Source organism: Brevibacillus ruminantium (assembly GCF_023746555.1).
In the GTDB taxonomy this organism is placed as follows: Bacteria; Bacillota; Bacilli; order Brevibacillales; family Brevibacillaceae; genus Brevibacillus; species Brevibacillus ruminantium.
Genome location: NZ_CP098755.1, coordinates 3,236,134 through 3,252,191, shown reverse-complemented (window position 1 = coordinate 3,252,191; position 16,058 = coordinate 3,236,134). Strand labels below are relative to the sequence as shown.

Annotated in this window: 19 protein-coding genes; 12 read left to right on the top strand and 7 right to left on the bottom strand. The window is 50.1% G+C overall.

What is annotated here, in order from left to right; genetic code table 11:
• Positions 1-67: 67 nt before the first annotated feature.
• Together NDK47_RS16090 and NDK47_RS16085 are read left to right on the top strand one after the other, a co-directional pair.
• Complete coding sequence (locus tag NDK47_RS16090; RefSeq protein ID WP_251870773.1) at positions 68-784, top strand: thermonuclease family protein; 717 nt, start codon at positions 68-70, stop codon at positions 782-784.
• Between the two features lie 66 nt (positions 785-850).
• A complete protein-coding gene (locus tag NDK47_RS16085) occupies positions 851-1,279 on the top strand; it encodes a hypothetical protein (RefSeq protein ID WP_251870772.1) in 429 nt (142 codons plus the stop codon).
• A gap of 71 nt (positions 1,280-1,350) precedes the next feature.
• Here the strand turns inward: NDK47_RS16085 and NDK47_RS16080 are convergent, their stop codons facing one another.
• Complete coding sequence (locus NDK47_RS16080; RefSeq protein ID WP_251870771.1) at positions 1,351-1,776, bottom strand: protease complex subunit PrcB family protein; 426 nt, start codon at positions 1,774-1,776, stop codon at positions 1,351-1,353.
• Between the two features lie 56 nt (positions 1,777-1,832).
• On the opposite strand from NDK47_RS16080, the gene NDK47_RS16075 reads away from it, so the two are divergent.
• Together NDK47_RS16075 and NDK47_RS16070 are read left to right on the top strand one after the other, a co-directional pair.
• The gene (locus tag NDK47_RS16075) at positions 1,833-3,728 is read left to right on the top strand and encodes a helicase-associated domain-containing protein (RefSeq protein WP_251870770.1); all 1,896 of its coding nucleotides are present in this window, start codon (positions 1,833-1,835) and stop codon (positions 3,726-3,728) included.
• A 59-nt stretch (positions 3,729-3,787) separates the two neighbouring features.
• Positions 3,788-4,243 carry a YlbF/YmcA family competence regulator gene (locus NDK47_RS16070; protein WP_251870769.1) on the top strand — a complete coding sequence of 152 codons (456 nt, stop codon included), beginning with the start codon at positions 3,788-3,790 and terminating at the stop codon, positions 4,241-4,243.
• On the opposite strand, the gene NDK47_RS16065 is transcribed toward NDK47_RS16070, so the two are convergent.
• On the bottom strand, positions 4,238-4,564 hold the full coding sequence (locus tag NDK47_RS16065; protein WP_251870768.1) for a hypothetical protein: 327 nt from the start codon (positions 4,562-4,564) through the stop codon (positions 4,238-4,240). The two genes, NDK47_RS16070 and NDK47_RS16065, sit on opposite strands and share 6 nt — an antisense overlap.
• A 78-nt stretch (positions 4,565-4,642) precedes the next feature.
• On the opposite strand from NDK47_RS16065, the gene NDK47_RS16060 reads away from it, so the two are divergent.
• Positions 4,643-4,987 carry a YlbG family protein gene (locus NDK47_RS16060; protein WP_251870767.1) on the top strand — a complete coding sequence of 115 codons (345 nt, stop codon included), beginning with the start codon at positions 4,643-4,645 and terminating at the stop codon, positions 4,985-4,987.
• A 158-nt stretch (positions 4,988-5,145) separates the two neighbouring features.
• A complete protein-coding gene (locus NDK47_RS16055) occupies positions 5,146-5,910 on the top strand; it encodes a 5-oxoprolinase subunit PxpA (protein ID WP_251870766.1) in 765 nt (254 codons plus the stop codon).
• A gap of 76 nt (positions 5,911-5,986) precedes the next feature.
• Here the strand turns inward: NDK47_RS16055 and NDK47_RS16050 are convergent, their stop codons facing one another.
• Genes NDK47_RS16050 through modA form a run of 3 tightly spaced genes read right to left on the bottom strand, consistent with a single transcriptional unit; the run spans position 5,987 to position 8,208 of the window.
• On the bottom strand, positions 5,987-6,646 hold the full coding sequence (locus NDK47_RS16050; RefSeq protein WP_251870765.1) for an ATP-binding cassette domain-containing protein: 660 nt from the start codon (positions 6,644-6,646) through the stop codon (positions 5,987-5,989).
• Positions 6,647-6,661: 15 nt separating this feature from the next.
• Positions 6,662-7,345, bottom strand: coding sequence for a molybdate ABC transporter permease subunit (gene modB / locus NDK47_RS16045; protein WP_251870764.1), 684 nt, complete (start codon positions 7,343-7,345; stop codon positions 6,662-6,664).
• A 32-nt stretch (positions 7,346-7,377) separates the two neighbouring features.
• Positions 7,378-8,208: a molybdate ABC transporter substrate-binding protein gene (modA, locus tag NDK47_RS16040; protein WP_251870763.1), complete on the bottom strand. Its 831-nt coding sequence runs from the start codon at positions 8,206-8,208 to the stop codon at positions 7,378-7,380.
• A 176-nt stretch (positions 8,209-8,384) separates the two neighbouring features.
• Between modA and NDK47_RS16035 the strand changes: the two genes are divergently transcribed.
• The 6 genes from NDK47_RS16035 to NDK47_RS16010 all read left to right on the top strand — a co-directional run bounded on the left by NDK47_RS16035 (position 8,385) and on the right by NDK47_RS16010 (position 13,851).
• Positions 8,385-9,344 carry a substrate-binding domain-containing protein gene (locus NDK47_RS16035; protein ID WP_251870762.1) on the top strand — a complete coding sequence of 320 codons (960 nt, stop codon included), beginning with the start codon at positions 8,385-8,387 and terminating at the stop codon, positions 9,342-9,344.
• A gap of 127 nt (positions 9,345-9,471) precedes the next feature.
• Entirely contained in the window at positions 9,472-11,319 is a 1,848-nt protein-coding gene (locus NDK47_RS16030) for a stalk domain-containing protein (RefSeq protein ID WP_251870761.1), read from the top strand.
• 28 nt (positions 11,320-11,347) lie between these two features.
• A complete protein-coding gene (locus NDK47_RS16025) occupies positions 11,348-11,872 on the top strand; it encodes a shikimate kinase (protein WP_251870760.1) in 525 nt (174 codons plus the stop codon).
• 65 nt (positions 11,873-11,937) lie between these two features.
• The gene (locus NDK47_RS16020) at positions 11,938-12,099 is read left to right on the top strand and encodes a YqzE family protein (protein WP_251870759.1); all 162 of its coding nucleotides are present in this window, start codon (positions 11,938-11,940) and stop codon (positions 12,097-12,099) included.
• A gap of 25 nt (positions 12,100-12,124) precedes the next feature.
• Positions 12,125-12,382 carry a YkuS family protein gene (locus NDK47_RS16015; RefSeq protein WP_251870758.1) on the top strand — a complete coding sequence of 86 codons (258 nt, stop codon included), beginning with the start codon at positions 12,125-12,127 and terminating at the stop codon, positions 12,380-12,382.
• 120 nt (positions 12,383-12,502) lie between these two features.
• A protein-coding gene (locus NDK47_RS16010; protein ID WP_251870757.1) for an IS3 family transposase occupies positions 12,503-13,851 on the top strand; the annotation gives its coding sequence in 2 pieces (ribosomal slippage) (positions 12,503-12,947 and positions 12,947-13,851; 1,350 coding nt in all).
• A 56-nt stretch (positions 13,852-13,907) separates the two neighbouring features.
• On the opposite strand, the gene NDK47_RS16005 is transcribed toward NDK47_RS16010, so the two are convergent.
• Positions 13,908-14,771, bottom strand: a complete 864-nt coding sequence (locus tag NDK47_RS16005; protein ID WP_251870756.1) for a hypothetical protein — start codon at positions 14,769-14,771, stop codon at positions 13,908-13,910.
• Between the two features lie 114 nt (positions 14,772-14,885).
• Entirely contained in the window at positions 14,886-16,031 is a 1,146-nt protein-coding gene (locus NDK47_RS16000; protein ID WP_251870755.1) for a YqhG family protein, read from the bottom strand.
• Between the last annotated feature and the right edge of the window lie 27 nt (positions 16,032-16,058).

Sequence of the window (16,058 nt, the reverse complement as noted above, 5' to 3'; positions counted from 1 at the left end):
ATTGACCAGGATGTCCGCATTGGATACGCTGGTATACAGCATCAGGATAAAGGAGAGAGAGTAAAAAATGAAACGCCTTCTTGGCTGGCTCGCTGTTCTTGCCTGTTTTCTGTACGCGTGCGGTGCCCCGGAGCAACCGAAAGCGAACGGCGAGATTTCAGCAACGGTTTCCCGTGTTGTGGACGGGGATACGTTTGAAATATCCACCGGTGAAAAGGTGCGCCTGATTGGGGTAGACACACCGGAAACCGTCAAGCCCAACCATCCGGTAGAACCATATGGCAAGGAAGCAAGCGATTTTTCCAAAAAACTTTTGACAGGCCAAGAGGTACGGCTTGTTTTTGATGTAGAGCCCTACGATCGTTATAAACGGCTGCTGGCCTATGTCTATTTATCTGACGGCACCTTCGTTAACGAAAAGCTGGTAAGGGATGGGTACGCCCGGATCATGACGGTTCCACCGAATGTTGCCAAAGCAGATCTATTTTTGGAAGCAGAGCGGGAAGCTCGGGAGAATAACAGAGGGCTCTGGGGACTCGAGGACCAGGAAGACACTGCGTCACAGAAGAAATCTGCCAAATCGGGGACTCCCAGCGAAAAGTCCGTCACTCCGGCGGAGGAAGCACCATCTCCAGATCAGCTCATTAAAGGCAATATCAACTCCAAGGGGGAAAAAATCTATCACGTCCCCGGTTCGCGGAATTATGACCAGACAAAAGCGGAGGTTTGGTTTGCAACGGAGGAGGAAGCACAAGCGGCAGGTTTTCGCGCGCCAAAACGATAGAAAACAAGAATGAAGCCGAGCAGGTTGGGGAAAAATGGGGATGACGTCTGAGAAAGGAGTGTCCCCATGAAACAGAGCAAGACGAAGCGTCTCGTCTATCGCTTGATCCTGCTGATCGGTGTAATCGCTTGTATCGAATTGGCCTATAACACAGCGCGCGACTTTACCACAGGAGGAATGCCCCAAGCACCAGGAGAAAATCAACAGGCTCCGACACTTGAAGTCAGTCATAAGCTGGAAAAAAATGATCTCCATTTGACGCTGCAGGTGAAGGGTTTTTCTTTTTCCGTCGAGAACATGGGCAAGGAAAATCGCTACGGTGAAGGACATGTCCATATTTATGTAGATGGGAAAAAAGTGGCCAAAGCCTTTGACAAAACCTATGTGGTGAAGGATCTCTCAAGCGGTTCGCACGAGATTGTCGTGGAGCTGGCTCATAACAATCACGACTCCTATGGCGTCAAGCGAGAGTTTCGCGTCAACGTCAAGCCGTAATGCTGTTTGCAGCTCCTGGAACAACGAAAAAGCCGACTTCCGGCAATGGTGCTGGAACGTCGGCTTTTTCTTTATGAGAAGATAACCTTGACTTGAGCTTGGTTGTCAGGGACAGCCACGACCAGAGTTGGGTAGCTGATTACCTGTGTTTTCATCGCACCGGCAGCAGGCTTTTGCTCGCGGACATGAATGATATATCCGTGTGTGCCTGTCTTTTCCACACGTTCTGCGACGAGGCGATACCCGCCGGTTGGGCGTTGTCCGGCGCCAATGACGACGTATGTTTTTTGGTCGGCTCGTACGACGGAATGTCCGCCACTTTTACGAACAGAGCGCAAAGCATCTTGGACAGCAGGCGGATATGGAGCATGAACGCTCTGCAAACCGTCAGCGCTTTCCACCATAGGTGTGGTTGGGGTAGGATGATCTATAGAGAACGGCTGACCAGTCAGAGTCAAGGATGCAGCCAAAAGTAAACCGTACCATGCATGTAACACAAACATCCCTCCAAAATGGTAAGAATCGATCAAGTCAGTGAAATGAGGTGACAGGTGTGCACATCCAACAGGGTATTGAATTTCTGTCTCAAACCACTCGGCAATTGATCCTGGACGAGCACGCCAAGAGGCTGAGCATCAATGACAACCGTGAGTTGGCAGATCGTTTAACCGATCCGCAGCTTATTGAGCAATATTGGACCCAGACTGATGCAGGTGAAAAAGAGGTTATTACGCTGTTTGTCACCTCGGCAACAAGAGGGTTCTTTCGCAAAAAAGAGTGGGAAAAATGGGTGCAAAACAGAGGGCATGTCCTGTCTGCCGGACTGAATAAACTTCGCCGCATGGGCATGATCCTGACCGTCCGCAAAATGTGGGGCGAAGTCGGGTTCATCATGCCTCGTGAAGTGAAGGAAACATTTACCCTCTGTCTTATCCAAGGCAGGCAATCCAAAGAATCCCCTCCGGAAACGCTCCCTTATTATATATCAGCAGGCAGGGGGATACATCTGGATCTTTTTGGGGTCCTTGCCTATCTCCGGGATTCTACAGTTCCGCTGACGCAAAAAGGCCAGATTCACCGTAGAATTCTCCTGAAACTGGCGCCGCTGCTATCCATTTCCGATCAGCATGTGAGCGGTTGGGCAGAAGCGATGCTGCCTGAAGTCAAACAAGAAGGTATGGCACTTACCATCGTACTGGATGTCGCAATCCGATTGGGCCTTGTCCGATCACAGGGACGGATGATGATTCTGGACCAGACGGTTCTTGGCGAATGGCTGGCTGCTTCCCCAAAAAAGAGATGGGATGATCTGTACAGTCTGTTGGTAGAGGAATACCTGCCACATGAAAGCTGGTGGGACGGTCTGGTCGCAGTGATGAAACACGCCGAGCCCGATCATTGGCACAGTATTCAGGAACAAATCAGAACACTGGAGAGCGCGGGCTTTGAGGTCTCTACAAGTGCTGCCGAGCTTGCGACAAAGGAATGGCTTCATTTGTTACTTGGTTTTGGCTGGATACAAATGGGCGAATCTGCGTCCGGTGAGGTGTACTGGCGCTGGAATCGTCTGCCTCTTCTCCCCCCCACAGAAAGATGGTTTATCGACCCTTCCGGCATGGTGACTATTCCCCCCTTGGTGCCCCTTCTGGCACTTTGGGAGCTCAGCTTTTTTTGTCCGCTCTCTTTTGCAGGCGATCTCATTTCGGGTGAATTGCAGGCAAAACCGTTGCAGGCCTATTTGTCGGCAGGAGGAAAAGAGGAGGACGTCATTGCGGTTTTACAGCGGCATTGTGTCCACCCGCTCCCGGAGTCGCTTGAGCAGTTGATCTACCTGTGGGGAAGACAGACCCGTCAGATTCAGCTTGAACCGTTCATCCGCGTCCGTACTGCACATCCGGGCTTGCTGGAGGAGATCAAGGGACTGAAGCCGTTTCAGCGATTTTTGGGTATGGTGATTTCTCCGACCGAGTTCTTGGTAACACCTGAGCAGGAAAAAGAGGTAATGGCACTCTTCCGAAAATACGGGTATGAGCCGTTTCAGGCGAGAAAAGGTAGAACAGAAGCTCTGGCAGGCGAAGAAACACGGCAGGGAAGACAAGAGGGGCTTTTCTCGATTCCGCTTCCTTGGGATGGATTTGCGGTCGAAAATACATTTCCTGATCAGTTGGAGGGGATGCACCACTACACCACGTTGCCCAAAATGTGGACGCAGCATTTTCAGTCGTATCATCCCCAGACGATGCGAACGCTGTTGCAACGAGCGTCAGAGCTGGGATTGGACATCCAGGCGGAACTGGGGAACAAAGAGGTAAAAGAAGGAATTCCGCGCCAACTCTCTGTGGAGATGGGGTATTGGTATGTATCCCTGGAGAGTGGCAAGAAGAAGCTGCGCTGCAAACTGGATGATATCCAGCGTGTGCGCATTGTGCTGCCTGAATATCTGTACTAGCCTGTTTGCTTCGTGGTACAATATAAGTCGATCCCAAAATGAATAAGGAGGTCTCGCTGATGGAAGCATTGAAAACAGTGGATATGGCTGAACTGATTCTGCAATCGCACGAGCTGTCGACGATGATCAACCAGTCCTGCGAGGTCTCAGCCTATATAGATGCCAAGCAGGAGATGGAAGCGGACGAGGAGGCACAGCACCTGCTCTCCCTGTTTGAACGCAAAAAAATGCAGTACGAGGACGTACAGCGCTTCGGGAAGTACCATCCCGACTATGACAACATTTCAAAAGAGATTCGTCAGTTGAAACGCTCCATTGAAATGCTGGATTCAGTCCAGGCGTTCAAACGGGCAGAAGATGCGCTCGACCAGCTTTTGTATGAGGTAAGCAGAACCATAGCCGATTCGGTATCCAGCAGTATTAAGGTGCCGAGCAACAACCCGTTTCTGGAAGCCAAAAGCAGCGGTTGCGGGGGCGGCGGAAGCTGCGGCTGCAGCATAAAAAAACACTCATGACAACTGAGAGCGAAACAGGAAGCAATCTTCACACAGGTTTCCGCAGCAAAATTTTTTGTCTTCCGGGATGACAAAACGAAAGCGAAAAACCTGGTCCTCACCGGTAGTCCGGACATAGATACACTCCGGTTGAATGACGGTTCCCGCGGTAATCCGCTCACCTGCGGCAGTCAGGCATGTACTGAGCTGCGCAGAGGTGAGCGGGCTTCTTACATAGAGAAAGCGCCGGCCTGCGTATTCCCGCCAGCTCGCTGCCGCAACGAAACCGTCTGCAAACAGTTCTTCCATGAGCCGTTGATACAGTTGATCGAGCAGAATCATGCGAGATCATCTCCAATAAGTGAGCCATTACTGATCATTCTACCACGTACAGAACAGAAAGGAGCAGGATGACCGGTTATGAGAGAACGTCGTCTGGGTCTTGCTGTTTGGGTGAAAAACCCCAGTGCCGCGAAAAATTTACGCAAATTTGGCACCATTCATTACATCTCCAAACGCTTAAACTACGTCTCCATGTATGTAGACGCCGAACAGTTTGATGAAACCATCAAGATTATGGAGCGTCTGCACTTTGTGACCAAAATTGAGCGTTCGCATCGCCATGAAATTCCGATTGAGTACAATAATGCCAAGCCGGATAAGGCGAAGGAATACGACTACAAACAGGAAAAGCATCAGCTCATGGCTATAACGGACTCCCTTCTGGGAGATAATGAATTACAACCAGCGGGAATTACGAATTAATCGTGTCTGTTTGACGACAGCTGCCCTTTTGGCAGCTTTTTTCCTTTTGCTCTAACTCACTACATGGTATGCTAAAGAGGTAAGAACTTCCTGTAGTTATGCTGATGAGTGCGCTTTCATAGATTGAGCATAGTGGGAAATAGAAAGGCGGGTGCTTCATGATACATTTGGATATTAACTGTGATTTGGCAGAGGGCTATGGCCGTGGACGGCAGGCAGAGGACTTGGGCATCATGAAATGGATTACTTCCGTAAACATTGCCTGTGGTCTTCATGCTGGAGATCCCCATATTATTTGCCGGACCATCGAGGCAGCCCTGCGACATGGCGTCAAAATCGGCGCTCATCCCGGTTACCCGGATATTCACGGCTTCGGACGTCGTTCCATGAATCTTTCGGTGCGCGAAGTATATGAATTGGTATTGTATCAGGTGTCTGCTTTGGCCGGAATGACACGTGCACTCGGAGGAGAACTGCACCATGTAAAGCTTCACGGTGCGCTGTACAATGAGGCGGCAGAGAGGCCGGAGCTGGCGGAAGCCGTAGCCCGTGCAATTTCAGATATTGACGAAGAACTGATCGTCTATGCTTTGTCGGGCAGCGCCCTGGTCGAAGCTGGTTTGGAGCATGGTCTGCAGGTGGCAGAAGAAGTATTTGCAGACCGCGCCTATCTGCCCACTGGCCGGCTGGCGCCGCGCGAGCTAGAAGGCAGTGTGCTGATCAGCAAAGAAGAGCAGATGGAGCAGACCCGCCAACTGGTACTGAAGCAAAAGGTGCAAACGGTCGACGGGTCCAGCATTGCGCTGGCCGCAGATACGCTCTGTGTGCATTGTGAAAGCCCCGACGTTCTTCAATTTTTGGTGGAGCTCCATCGTTGGTCAAAACAGAACGATATCAAGCTGGAAGCGATCACGCCGCGTTAAAGATGAAAAGCTGGCTGGCCAGCTTTTGGCGAAGCTTTGGTGGGGATAAAAAGGACCGCGCCCGCTCGATCCTGTCTTAGGACGGATATGAGCAGGCGCGGTTTTTTGTTTCATGAAAAAAACAACCGTCTTTATTTGTAAGCATGATATCACCCAGGCGCTCTGCCTCTTCGCGATCATGCGTGACCAGCAGTATGGGAATGCGCCATTTTTCGTGAATGCGCAGAAGCTCATCCTGGCACTGCCGCCGGGTATCCGCATCAAGTGCCGAGAGCGGCTCATCCAGCAGCAGGATCTGAGGCTCTGTTGCCAAGGCGCGGACAAGAGCAACACGCTGTTTCTGTCCGCCGGACAATTGATGCGGGTATTTAGACAGGAGCTGGTCGATGCCCACGGTTTGCAGCAGCTCCTGAAGCACGGCGGGAGGCATTTGTTTTAAGCCGTAGCGGATATTTTGCTCAACAGTCATATGCGGGAAAAGGGCATAATCCTGGAAGACATATCCGATGTTCCGGTTTTTTGTAGGCAGCTTGATGTTGTGAGCATGATCATAAAAAACCTGATCTGACAGGTGTATAGAGCCAGAGTCTGGGTGAATGAGCCCAGCCACACAGTTGAGAATCGTCGTCTTTCCAGAGCCCGACGGTCCGAACAGAACGAGGATCTCGTCATGAACGGAAAACTGGGCATTCAGTGTAAACTCGGGCAGGGTTTTCACGATATTGACATGCAGCATAATGAACCCCTCTCATTACTTCGTGTTGGCAAAGCGGCGCAGACTACGACGACTCCACCAGTTGAGCCAAACGGTGGTTCCCATGCCGAGGGCAACGATCACCACTACCCAAAACATGGCTTTTTCCATTTGTCCCGCTTCGACAGCGAAGTAGATCGCAATGGGAATGGTGTCCGTTTTCCCAGGGATGTATCCGGCGAGCATCAGCGTCGCTCCAAACTCGCCCAATCCTCTCGCAAAGGAGAGGACGAGGCCGGCCAACAGTCCGGGCCAAGCAAGGGGAAAGGAGACAGTCCAGAAGACGCGCCACTCCGATGAACCCATCGTACGGGCAGCATCTTCCAAACGCCGGTCGACCCCTGTAAATGCAGCCTGGGCACTCTGATACATCAGGGGAAAGGAGACGACGATGGAGGCAATAACAGCCCCCGTCAGGGTAAAGACGATCTGCAGACCAAATATGTCCTGCAGCCACTTCCCGAGGAAGCCGTTTTTCCCAAATGCCAGTAAAAGCCCAAAGCCTACCACAGTAGGTGGCAGGACAATGGGCAGCAAGATGAGTGATTCCAAAAAGTTTTTACCGAAAAAATCTTTCTGGGTAAAGAATCTGGCGATCAACAACCCGCTAATAAATACGACAACCGTCGAGATAGCGGCCACTTTGAGGGAGAGAAGCAAGGGAGTCAGATTAGATTCCACGCAGCGTCCATCTCCTTTCTTCTCTATCCGGCTTAGCGAAAACCGTATTTTTGCAGGATTTCTTTTCCTTGATCACTGAGCAAAAAGGACAGGAATGCTTGAGCCACATCCTGATGCTGCGACGAGGCAATCACCGCGCCCGGATAGACAATCGGTTTGTGCCAGTCAGCATTGGCTGTAGCTACAACTTTTACTTTTTCGGAGGTGGCAGCGTCGCTTCCGTAGACGATCCCCGCCTCAGCATTGCCTGATTCAACGAAGGTAAGCACTTGTCTGACATCACTGCCAAATACCAGTTTCGCGCTTACAGGTTCCCACAGCTTCAAATGCTCCAGCGCTTCCTTCGCATAGCGTCCGGCAGGTACACTGTCCGGTTGACCCACAGCCAGATGTTTGATGCTGTCGCTGCCAAGCTCTTCGAACGAGGATACGGATAACGGGCTATCTTTGCCAACGACGAGAACCAGTTCGTTTTTGGTAAAATCGGAGCGCGACTCTTTCAGAATCAATTGTTTCTCTTCCAGTGTGTCCATGTCCTTCTTGCTGGCGGACAAAAAGAGATCAGAGGGGGCACCCTGCTCGATCTGGGTAGCGAGCTTGCCGGAGCTGCCCAAAATATATGTAAGCTTGACACCTTGATGCTGTTGTTCAAACAGTGGTTTGATCTCGTTTAAGGCATCCGTCAGGCTTGCTGCTGCCGATACCATCAGTTCAATCTCGGAAGCGGGAGTTTGTGCTTGTTGTGGTGCAGGCTCCGCGGCTGGCGGCTGGGCTGCTTGCGGTGAACAACCAACGACGGCCATCAGCAGAGAAGCCAGCAGCAGAGTGAAAAAACCAGTACGCTTGTACAGTGACAAAAACATGAAAATGGTCCTCCAATCTTCTGTTTACATATAACTAAATATAATTAGTTATAATTAGATTATATGGAATTGTACGAGATAATCAATTGCGAAATGGAAAAGGATGACGGAAAATAGGGAGATAGCTGAAAAAATCGTTGTTTTGATAGGATCAGGATAAAAAACGGGAGGCAGACATGACTCACGATAACTCATATACAACTGAGGAAATTGCCAAGCTGCTGAAAATCTCTAAATTAACGGTTTACGATTTGATTAAAAAAGGAGAGCTGCCTGCTTACAGGGTTGGCAGACAGATGAGAGTCGATGCATCTGATTTGGAGGCCTACAAAGCACGGGCCAAAGGGGAATACCAACCCGCTCACCTGGCAGCCACTGGCGTGCATTCGGTTACGACCGCCGCATCGCTTACTCGCCATCCGGGACAGCAGCAATCCATCATTATCAGCGGCCAGGATGTCAGTCTGGATTTGCTGGCAAACCATTTGGAGAAGCGGGGGAAAACGCTTCGTCCGCTTCGATCGTATGTCGGCAGTATCAACAGCCTGTGGGCGATGTACAAGGGTGAAGCGGACATCGTCAGCACCCATCTTTTTGATGGCGATACGCAGACATACAATCTTCCTTATATTCGGCGAATGTTGGTGGGGCACCGTTTTTTGGTGATACGCCTGCTTTCGCGCTGGGCGGGATTTTTTGTACAGCCGGGCAATCCCAAAAAGCTGGTCGGTTGGGAGGATTTTCGTAAACCGGGTATTCGCATGGTCAATCGTGAAAAAGGATCGGGAGCAAGGACACTGATCGAAGAACAATTCCGTCTGCATGGACTTACCGGCAAGGCGATTTCAGGATACGAACGGGAAGAGGGAAATCACCTGGCGGTGGCTGGTACGGTGGCCCGAGGGGAGGCAGATATCGGCGTCGGTATTGAAAAGGCAGCCCGCATGGTAGGTGTCGAATTTTTGCCTATGGTCGAAGAAAAGTACGATCTGGTTCTCCTCAAAACGGAACAAAACGTGGAACTGATTCGATTGATAACAGAGCTTGTGCGCTCTGAAGCATTCCAAAACGAGCTGTCCTCCATCGGCGGGTACAACCTCGAAGAGAGTGGAAAAGTGATCTATGAAACCTGGTAATGCCCCAGACGGCAGGAATTTGCAGATTTCAACAGATTTCTGCAAATTTCTACTAAGTTGAAATTATCTTTGATACAATGGGTGGTAAAACAGTGAACACTTGTCGCTCAAAAGCTTGGGGGCTGGCATGAATCAATTAAAGAAAACTAGCGTACTGATTTGTTTGGCGATTCTCGTACCCTTTTTGTCAGTTGGTGTGATCTTGAACTGGTCTGCCATCTCTTCCTGGATTTCTGCCTGGGAGGAGCCGGCGTTCAAGTCCGATGCGGGTGTCGATCCCTTTTCCTACGATCCGCCCATCCCTTCTCTCGTCAAGGATCTGAAGCCTGTGTACGATATACAGGCGGAGCTCTATACATCGGAAGCGAAAATTAAAGGGACGGTTGCCATTGAGTTCGACAATCCGGGGACAGAGGATCTCCGCTTTTTCGTGTACGACTATTTATGGAATCCAATGACGATTACGTCGATTCGGTATCAAGACAAATCGCTGCCGTTTCAACGGCGTTTGGCTGTCATCCAGTTGACCAATCCACTGGGGCAGGAAAAGCGGGGAAAGGTGACGATCCAGTTTGAAAACCCTGTTCCGCGTCGTGGAACCCGGTTCGGTGTGAAAGACGATATCTGGACATTAACGACCTGGTATCCGATGCTGGGCGCACAAAATCAGCGAGGGCAGTGGTATGAGCCGCCGAAGCGCATCGATTTTGGCGACCCGTTTGTCTACCATTACGGCGATTATCATCTTTCATTTATCTCTCCGCAGGGCTATAAATGGGTGAGCACGGCAGGGGTTGGCGAGACCAAGCCGTTGGAAGGAAACCGTCAGGAGGTGCAGTACAACGGGAAACGCTTGTTGAACTTTGCCCTTGTTGGCAGCCCGCTCTACCAAATCGAGACGGTGACATTTGCACCAAACCTGACAGTGGATATCGCTTCGATTGACAAGCGGAACATCGCCCGCATCAAATCGATCGCAGAAACGGTATTTCCTGTCTATACGGAATGGTATGGGCCGCTGCCGTATCAACGGGTCGCGATAGCAGAGACGAGTACGGGGACTACATACGCCATGGAGTACGCAAACATGGCAATCTTCAAAAGAGATATGCAGGCAAGCACGATGCTGGATCACTGGTTGCCACACGAGATTGCCCATCTTTGGTGGTACAACAGTGTCGCTACATTAGAGGCAAGATACGGCTGGTTGGACGAGGGCATGGTGGAACGAAGTGTCGCCCATTACAAGCAAGCTCGTTACGGCACTCAGCAGAATGACTCTCTGATTGCCGAATATAAACGGGACGTCGATCGTCTCGCTCAAAGATATCCGTATGGCAAGCTGGGAAAAGAGCTCCATCAGTTTTCCACCCAGGAGGAATTCCGCTGGACCTGGTATTCCAAAGGAGCACTTTTGTTCGAGAACCTGCGTCAAACGCTGGGAGACGAGACATACAAACGATTTTTGCAGAGAGTGCAGCGTACGTATCACGGCAGTATTATCGGGCCGGAGCACCTGGATCAGGCATTGGGACAGGTGTTGCAAGGCGAAGCGCGCTATTTTGTTCCTAACAACGATAAACCGAACGGAGAGGGTTTTGCTCCAATCAGCTTGACACCCTATGTAACAACAATAATCAACAGCGTCAGCTATTACCCGCAGATACCGTCGCGCGTCATCGACCAGACAGTGTACCTGCCGCTCCGCGATCTCGCGGAAAAGCTGGGGTATCGTGTGACATGGTCAACGGAAAAGGCGGCCATTGAGCTTTCCGGCTATGGACAGACTATCCTGGTAAAGGAAAAGAGCAGTTTTGCCGAAAAGGATGGCACTCAGATTGATTTTGGGAAAAAGCTGCTTGAGGTAAAAGGGCGTACGCTGGCACCGATCAGCTTTTTTGAACAGGTTCTGGGCAGCGGAGTAGACTGGGACGAGCAGGACCGCATCATAAAGCTTCGTTATCCAGCGCAGTAAGGGAAACGGATAGAGGGGTAGACAGGTCATGAAAAAGAATCTGATTCTCATTGGCTTTATGGGGACAGGCAAGACGACGGTCGGAGCAGCATTAGCCGAAGAATTGGGGTTGGTGCATCGGGATCTCGACGATGCCATTATTGCCAAAGCGGGGTGCACGATTCCGGAGATTTTTGCGCAGAAAGGCGAAGTGTATTTTCGGGATTTGGAGACAGAGGTGCTTTCCGAATTGCTGCAGGAGCAGCCGCAGGTCCTCACGACGGGAGGCGGAGCAGTTCTACGCAAGGAAAATGTACAGTGCATGCTGGAGGGTGGACTGGTGATCGCGCTGTCTGCCACGGAGCAGGAGCTGATCCGGCGGCTGGAAGCAGACGAAGGGCGCCCTCTCTTGGCTGGCGGGGTAGCGCAGCGGGTGAGAACACTTCTCCAGGAGCGCAAGGATGCGTACTCCTTTGCACCAATCCAGGTGGATACGACCGAAAAGAGCGTTGCAGAGATCGTCGGAGAAATCCTTAGCGCGATGACTGAGTTCGGCGATTTTCGGCAAGACTAGAGGTGGAAACGCTCTTCACCTCAACCTGATGGAGCGATCCGCGCGTACGTAAGGAGGGACGTGCGATGTCGTTTCAAGAATATCTGAAGTACCTGACCCGGTTGTTCATACAGTACGTGGAAACTCCGAAAGCGGAAAGGCGACTGAACAAGGCTCCTCGCGAGTCCTGGTCTTCCCGTTGGTTCGGAGCCATTCCGATGTCGATCAAGCTTCTTAGACGGAAATAACATTGCATCGAACGGAGGAAATCAAATGCCAAGAGTAGCTGTAGAAGACGGTCTTTCACAAGTATCCCAGATGCTTCGTGACAATGGATATCAGGTAGTCGAGCTGGGGAACTGGCAGAACCAGATCGATGCGGTTGTGATCACGGGTCTGGATGAGAACCTGATGAGTGATCAGAGCAAAACGATAGTGACGGGTGCCCCTGTCATTAACGCCTCGGGGATGACAGCGCAGGAAGTGTTTCATGCGGTCAACGTGAGGCTGAGCCCGACCGAGCATCACTAAGGCAGGAAAGCAAAGCCGGGTGTCAGGCATGGTTTCAAGGCAAAGGAAAAGCTCTCTGTGGGAGATTGAACTGCACCCCAATTGTTGGACACAATCAACAGTTGGAGGTGCAGTTTTTCTATGGCGAAGTTTACTACAGAGGAGAAATTGTCTGCTGTTTTACGATATTTAGAAGGTGATGAGAGTTATGCATCGATTGGAGCGTCCATCGGGGTATCTGACTATATGGTGAGGAACTGGGTATTACAGTATGAGCATCAAGGGAAAGACGCTTTTGTAAAGTCCTATACAAGCTATTCGGCACAGTTTAAACTAGACGTACTCAATTATATGAATACGAATGGGACGTCTCCGAATGAAACAGCTGCCATTTTCCGAATCACATCTCCTGGATTGATTCGAAAATGGAGAATGCAATTCCAATCACACGGAATGGACGCCCTACAATCTAAGAAAAAGGGGCGTCCAACCATGAAAAAGGATACTAATAAAGGAACACTTGCTGAGGGATCCATCAAGGCACTGCAGGAAGAATTAGAGCGTTTGCGCATGGAGAATGCTTATTTAAAAAAGTTGAATGCCTTCGTTCAAAGCAAGGAAAAATCACCAAACCAGACAAAGCGCAAGTAGTATTTGAACTAAGGACTGAATTTCCAATAAAGGCGCTGCTTACACTCGCGGGTATTCCACGAAGTACGTATTATTTCTATGTAAAATCATTGAGCCGTCCTGATAAACATGCTGAATTAAAAACCTTAATTCAGTCGATTTATCATGAGCATAAGGGACGCTATGGATACCGCCGAATTCAGGATGAACTCAAGAATCTGGGGCATCTTGTGAATCATAAAAAAGTCCATCGATTGATGAAAGAGTTAGGCTTAAAATGCGTGGTTCGTATGAAGAAATATCGCTCCTATAAAGGAACAGTTGGCAAGACAGCACCGAATATTTTAGATCGTAACTTCCGAGCAGAAAAGCCAAACGAAAAGTGGGTAACGGATATAACTGAGTTTCAATTGCTTGGTGAAAAGCTTTATCTATCCCCCATGCTCGATTTATTTAACGGGGAAATTGTCGCGTATACCATGGATTCCAGACCGAGGTATTCCCTTGTCTCCAAGATGCTGGAACAAGCCATGAAACACCTATCGAATGAGGACAAGCTCCTTATTCACTCGGATCAAGGCTGGCATTACCAAATGCACAAGTACCGACAAGCATTGAAAGAAAAGAACATCACGCAGAGCATGTCGCGAAAAGGAAACTGTTATGATAACGCAGTAATGGAGAACTTCTTCGGAATCCTTAAATCGGAATTTTTATATACACAAGAGTTTGATAGTATTGAACAATTTAAACAAGAGTTGGCAAAATACATTGACTACTATAACAACAAACGTATTAAGACAAAATTAAAAGGCTTAAGTCCGGTACAATACCGGACTCAAACCTTGCTTGCTGCTTAGATAAAATACTGTCTAACTTTTTGGGGTCACTTCAAGATCCGACAGAGAGCTTTTTGTTATTGGATGTGGATTTTCCCCACTTTATTTGCGTACGCGTACGGCAAAAAGCGAAGGCCATCATCCCAGACACCAATGTAGGACTTTTGATCATTCCACAAATGCAAAGAAGCGATGGAATAAGGAGACAACACCTCCGCGTGGTAAAGGCGAACAGCCAGCGTCATTTGATCCGATTTTCGCTGCCAAAGCTCATCCCAGGTCAACTGAGAAGGGGGGACTTCTGTCTCTGAGAGTACGAGCGGGGTAAACCAACTGATGTTGTCAAAGGGATCTGTCTCATCCGGACGAATGATACGGGAAGCGAGCAGCTTCTGACCGGCGGTAGCCAAATCCTGTTCCTGCAAGGTACACATGATCGAGTCATCCGGACGGGTGCTGCTCAAGTACCGTTCACCGGTTTTGGCATCCACCACTTGTTTTGCCTGAGGCAGTGTCACCAGCCAATGAGAGGCGAAGCCATCGTATACAGGTTCGGCGGCGACTTCTCGGGGGGCGAAGGCATCATCAAACAGGATATACTCGCCCAAGCCGTATTCAAGCAGAACGAACTTTTTTTGCTTCTCAACTGAGGCCACCTCGCCCACAACCATGTAGCCCACTTGTTTATTTCCGAGGGACAAGCTGATTAACCACTGGTGCTGATTGGCTCCTAGGGTTTGCACTTCCATTTCGGCATTTTTCCATTCACCAAACTGGGGGTCCTGTGCGACAATGGTATTTTTCCACTCTCCGATTTGTGTACGGAATAGCTGATCCCAGGAAAGCTCTTCAGTCTGAGCGAAAGCATGGGCGGGAAAAAGAAGCGCCAGAGCACAGAGGAGAGTGCAAAGCAAGCGTGTTATCACAACTCTTTTCGTCACAATGATGCACCACCTTTTGAAGGAAAGGCTTTCTATGGTACCTATTGTAACCAGAGTAGACAAAAAGATTTGTTGGTTATTGTCTGTTGCCGTTCGTAATTTCTCGCTGTCTGTTTACATTTTTCGCCAGTTTGGCAAATCTCCAGACATTGGCGGACTAGACTGCAGGTAAAAAAGTCCCCCATTAATAAATTGGACACGGATCCGCGGCTCGTATTGCCAGCGCATTTCATCCATCCGCCGCAGCTTTTCTTCCTGTGGTGTACTGGCTTTCCATTCGGTCTGGTCGATTTTTTCCCGTGGTGTCTGCTGAAAGCTGTTGGCCCGTAAAAAGTCAAGTATCCGCCCACCGGCGGTGAGGTGGTCATCCAGAGAGGCAATGGGCTCATCCTGTGCCTGTGTCACATCAGATGGAAGGACCTTTCCAGCAAGATCTTCTTCGGACAAGCTTTGCTCCCGTTTGACTGCGGGATTCTCTTTGGCTTTCAGGTCTGCCATCCCGTCGGTTTTCTCGTCCTCTTCACTGGGCTCAGGCGATTCGTCCGCAGCTGTTGGTGCCGTTTGACGCTCCTCCAGTTCCCGGTAATACACCTCGAGAATCTCCAGCTCCTCATCGAGTCGCTGTTTTGCTTCTGCCGCCCATGTTTGATCCAGATCGGCCAGCATTTGATTGATCTTCTCCTGCATCATGCCAAAGGCCTGTTCAATGGAAATGCGCCGATCCAGCGTGTAGTGATAATCAGGAATTGAGGGGGACAGAGAGCGCTCCAACAAAAAGGGATAGAAGCCATCCACGATTTGAGGATCGTGTAAATTCACCCCGAAATGAAGAAGGAGGTCACGCTTTTTGTCGCAGATAAAGGATACTTTCCAGTTTATTCCCAGCCAGGGTACCAGCGGAGAGGAACGGCGCGACGGAGAAATGGTCCCTCGCTCCGCCGTTTCGTACATGCACACAAAGCTGCCATGCTTCCGGACGGATTGAAAGATTTGCTGCAGACGAGCTGCTCCCAGATGGAGATGCTCAGCACGACGGTCGCTGGGTATCCGCTCCGGATGGAAGCAAAAGGTCATGACGAGCGGCTGGTAGGGGAGGTTCATCTTTTCCACCCAGCTCCAGTAAAAAGGGCGGTTGCCAATATCCTTATCAACCTCAACGGGCAGCTTTACCGTCAGATAGTCGGGATGCGTTTCCATAATATGTGAAGAGAAAGCGGCCAGATACTGCTCTACATATTCCCGAACTTGTTGCTGCTTCATCGCTCGAGCCCTCCTTGCCCGCGGGGG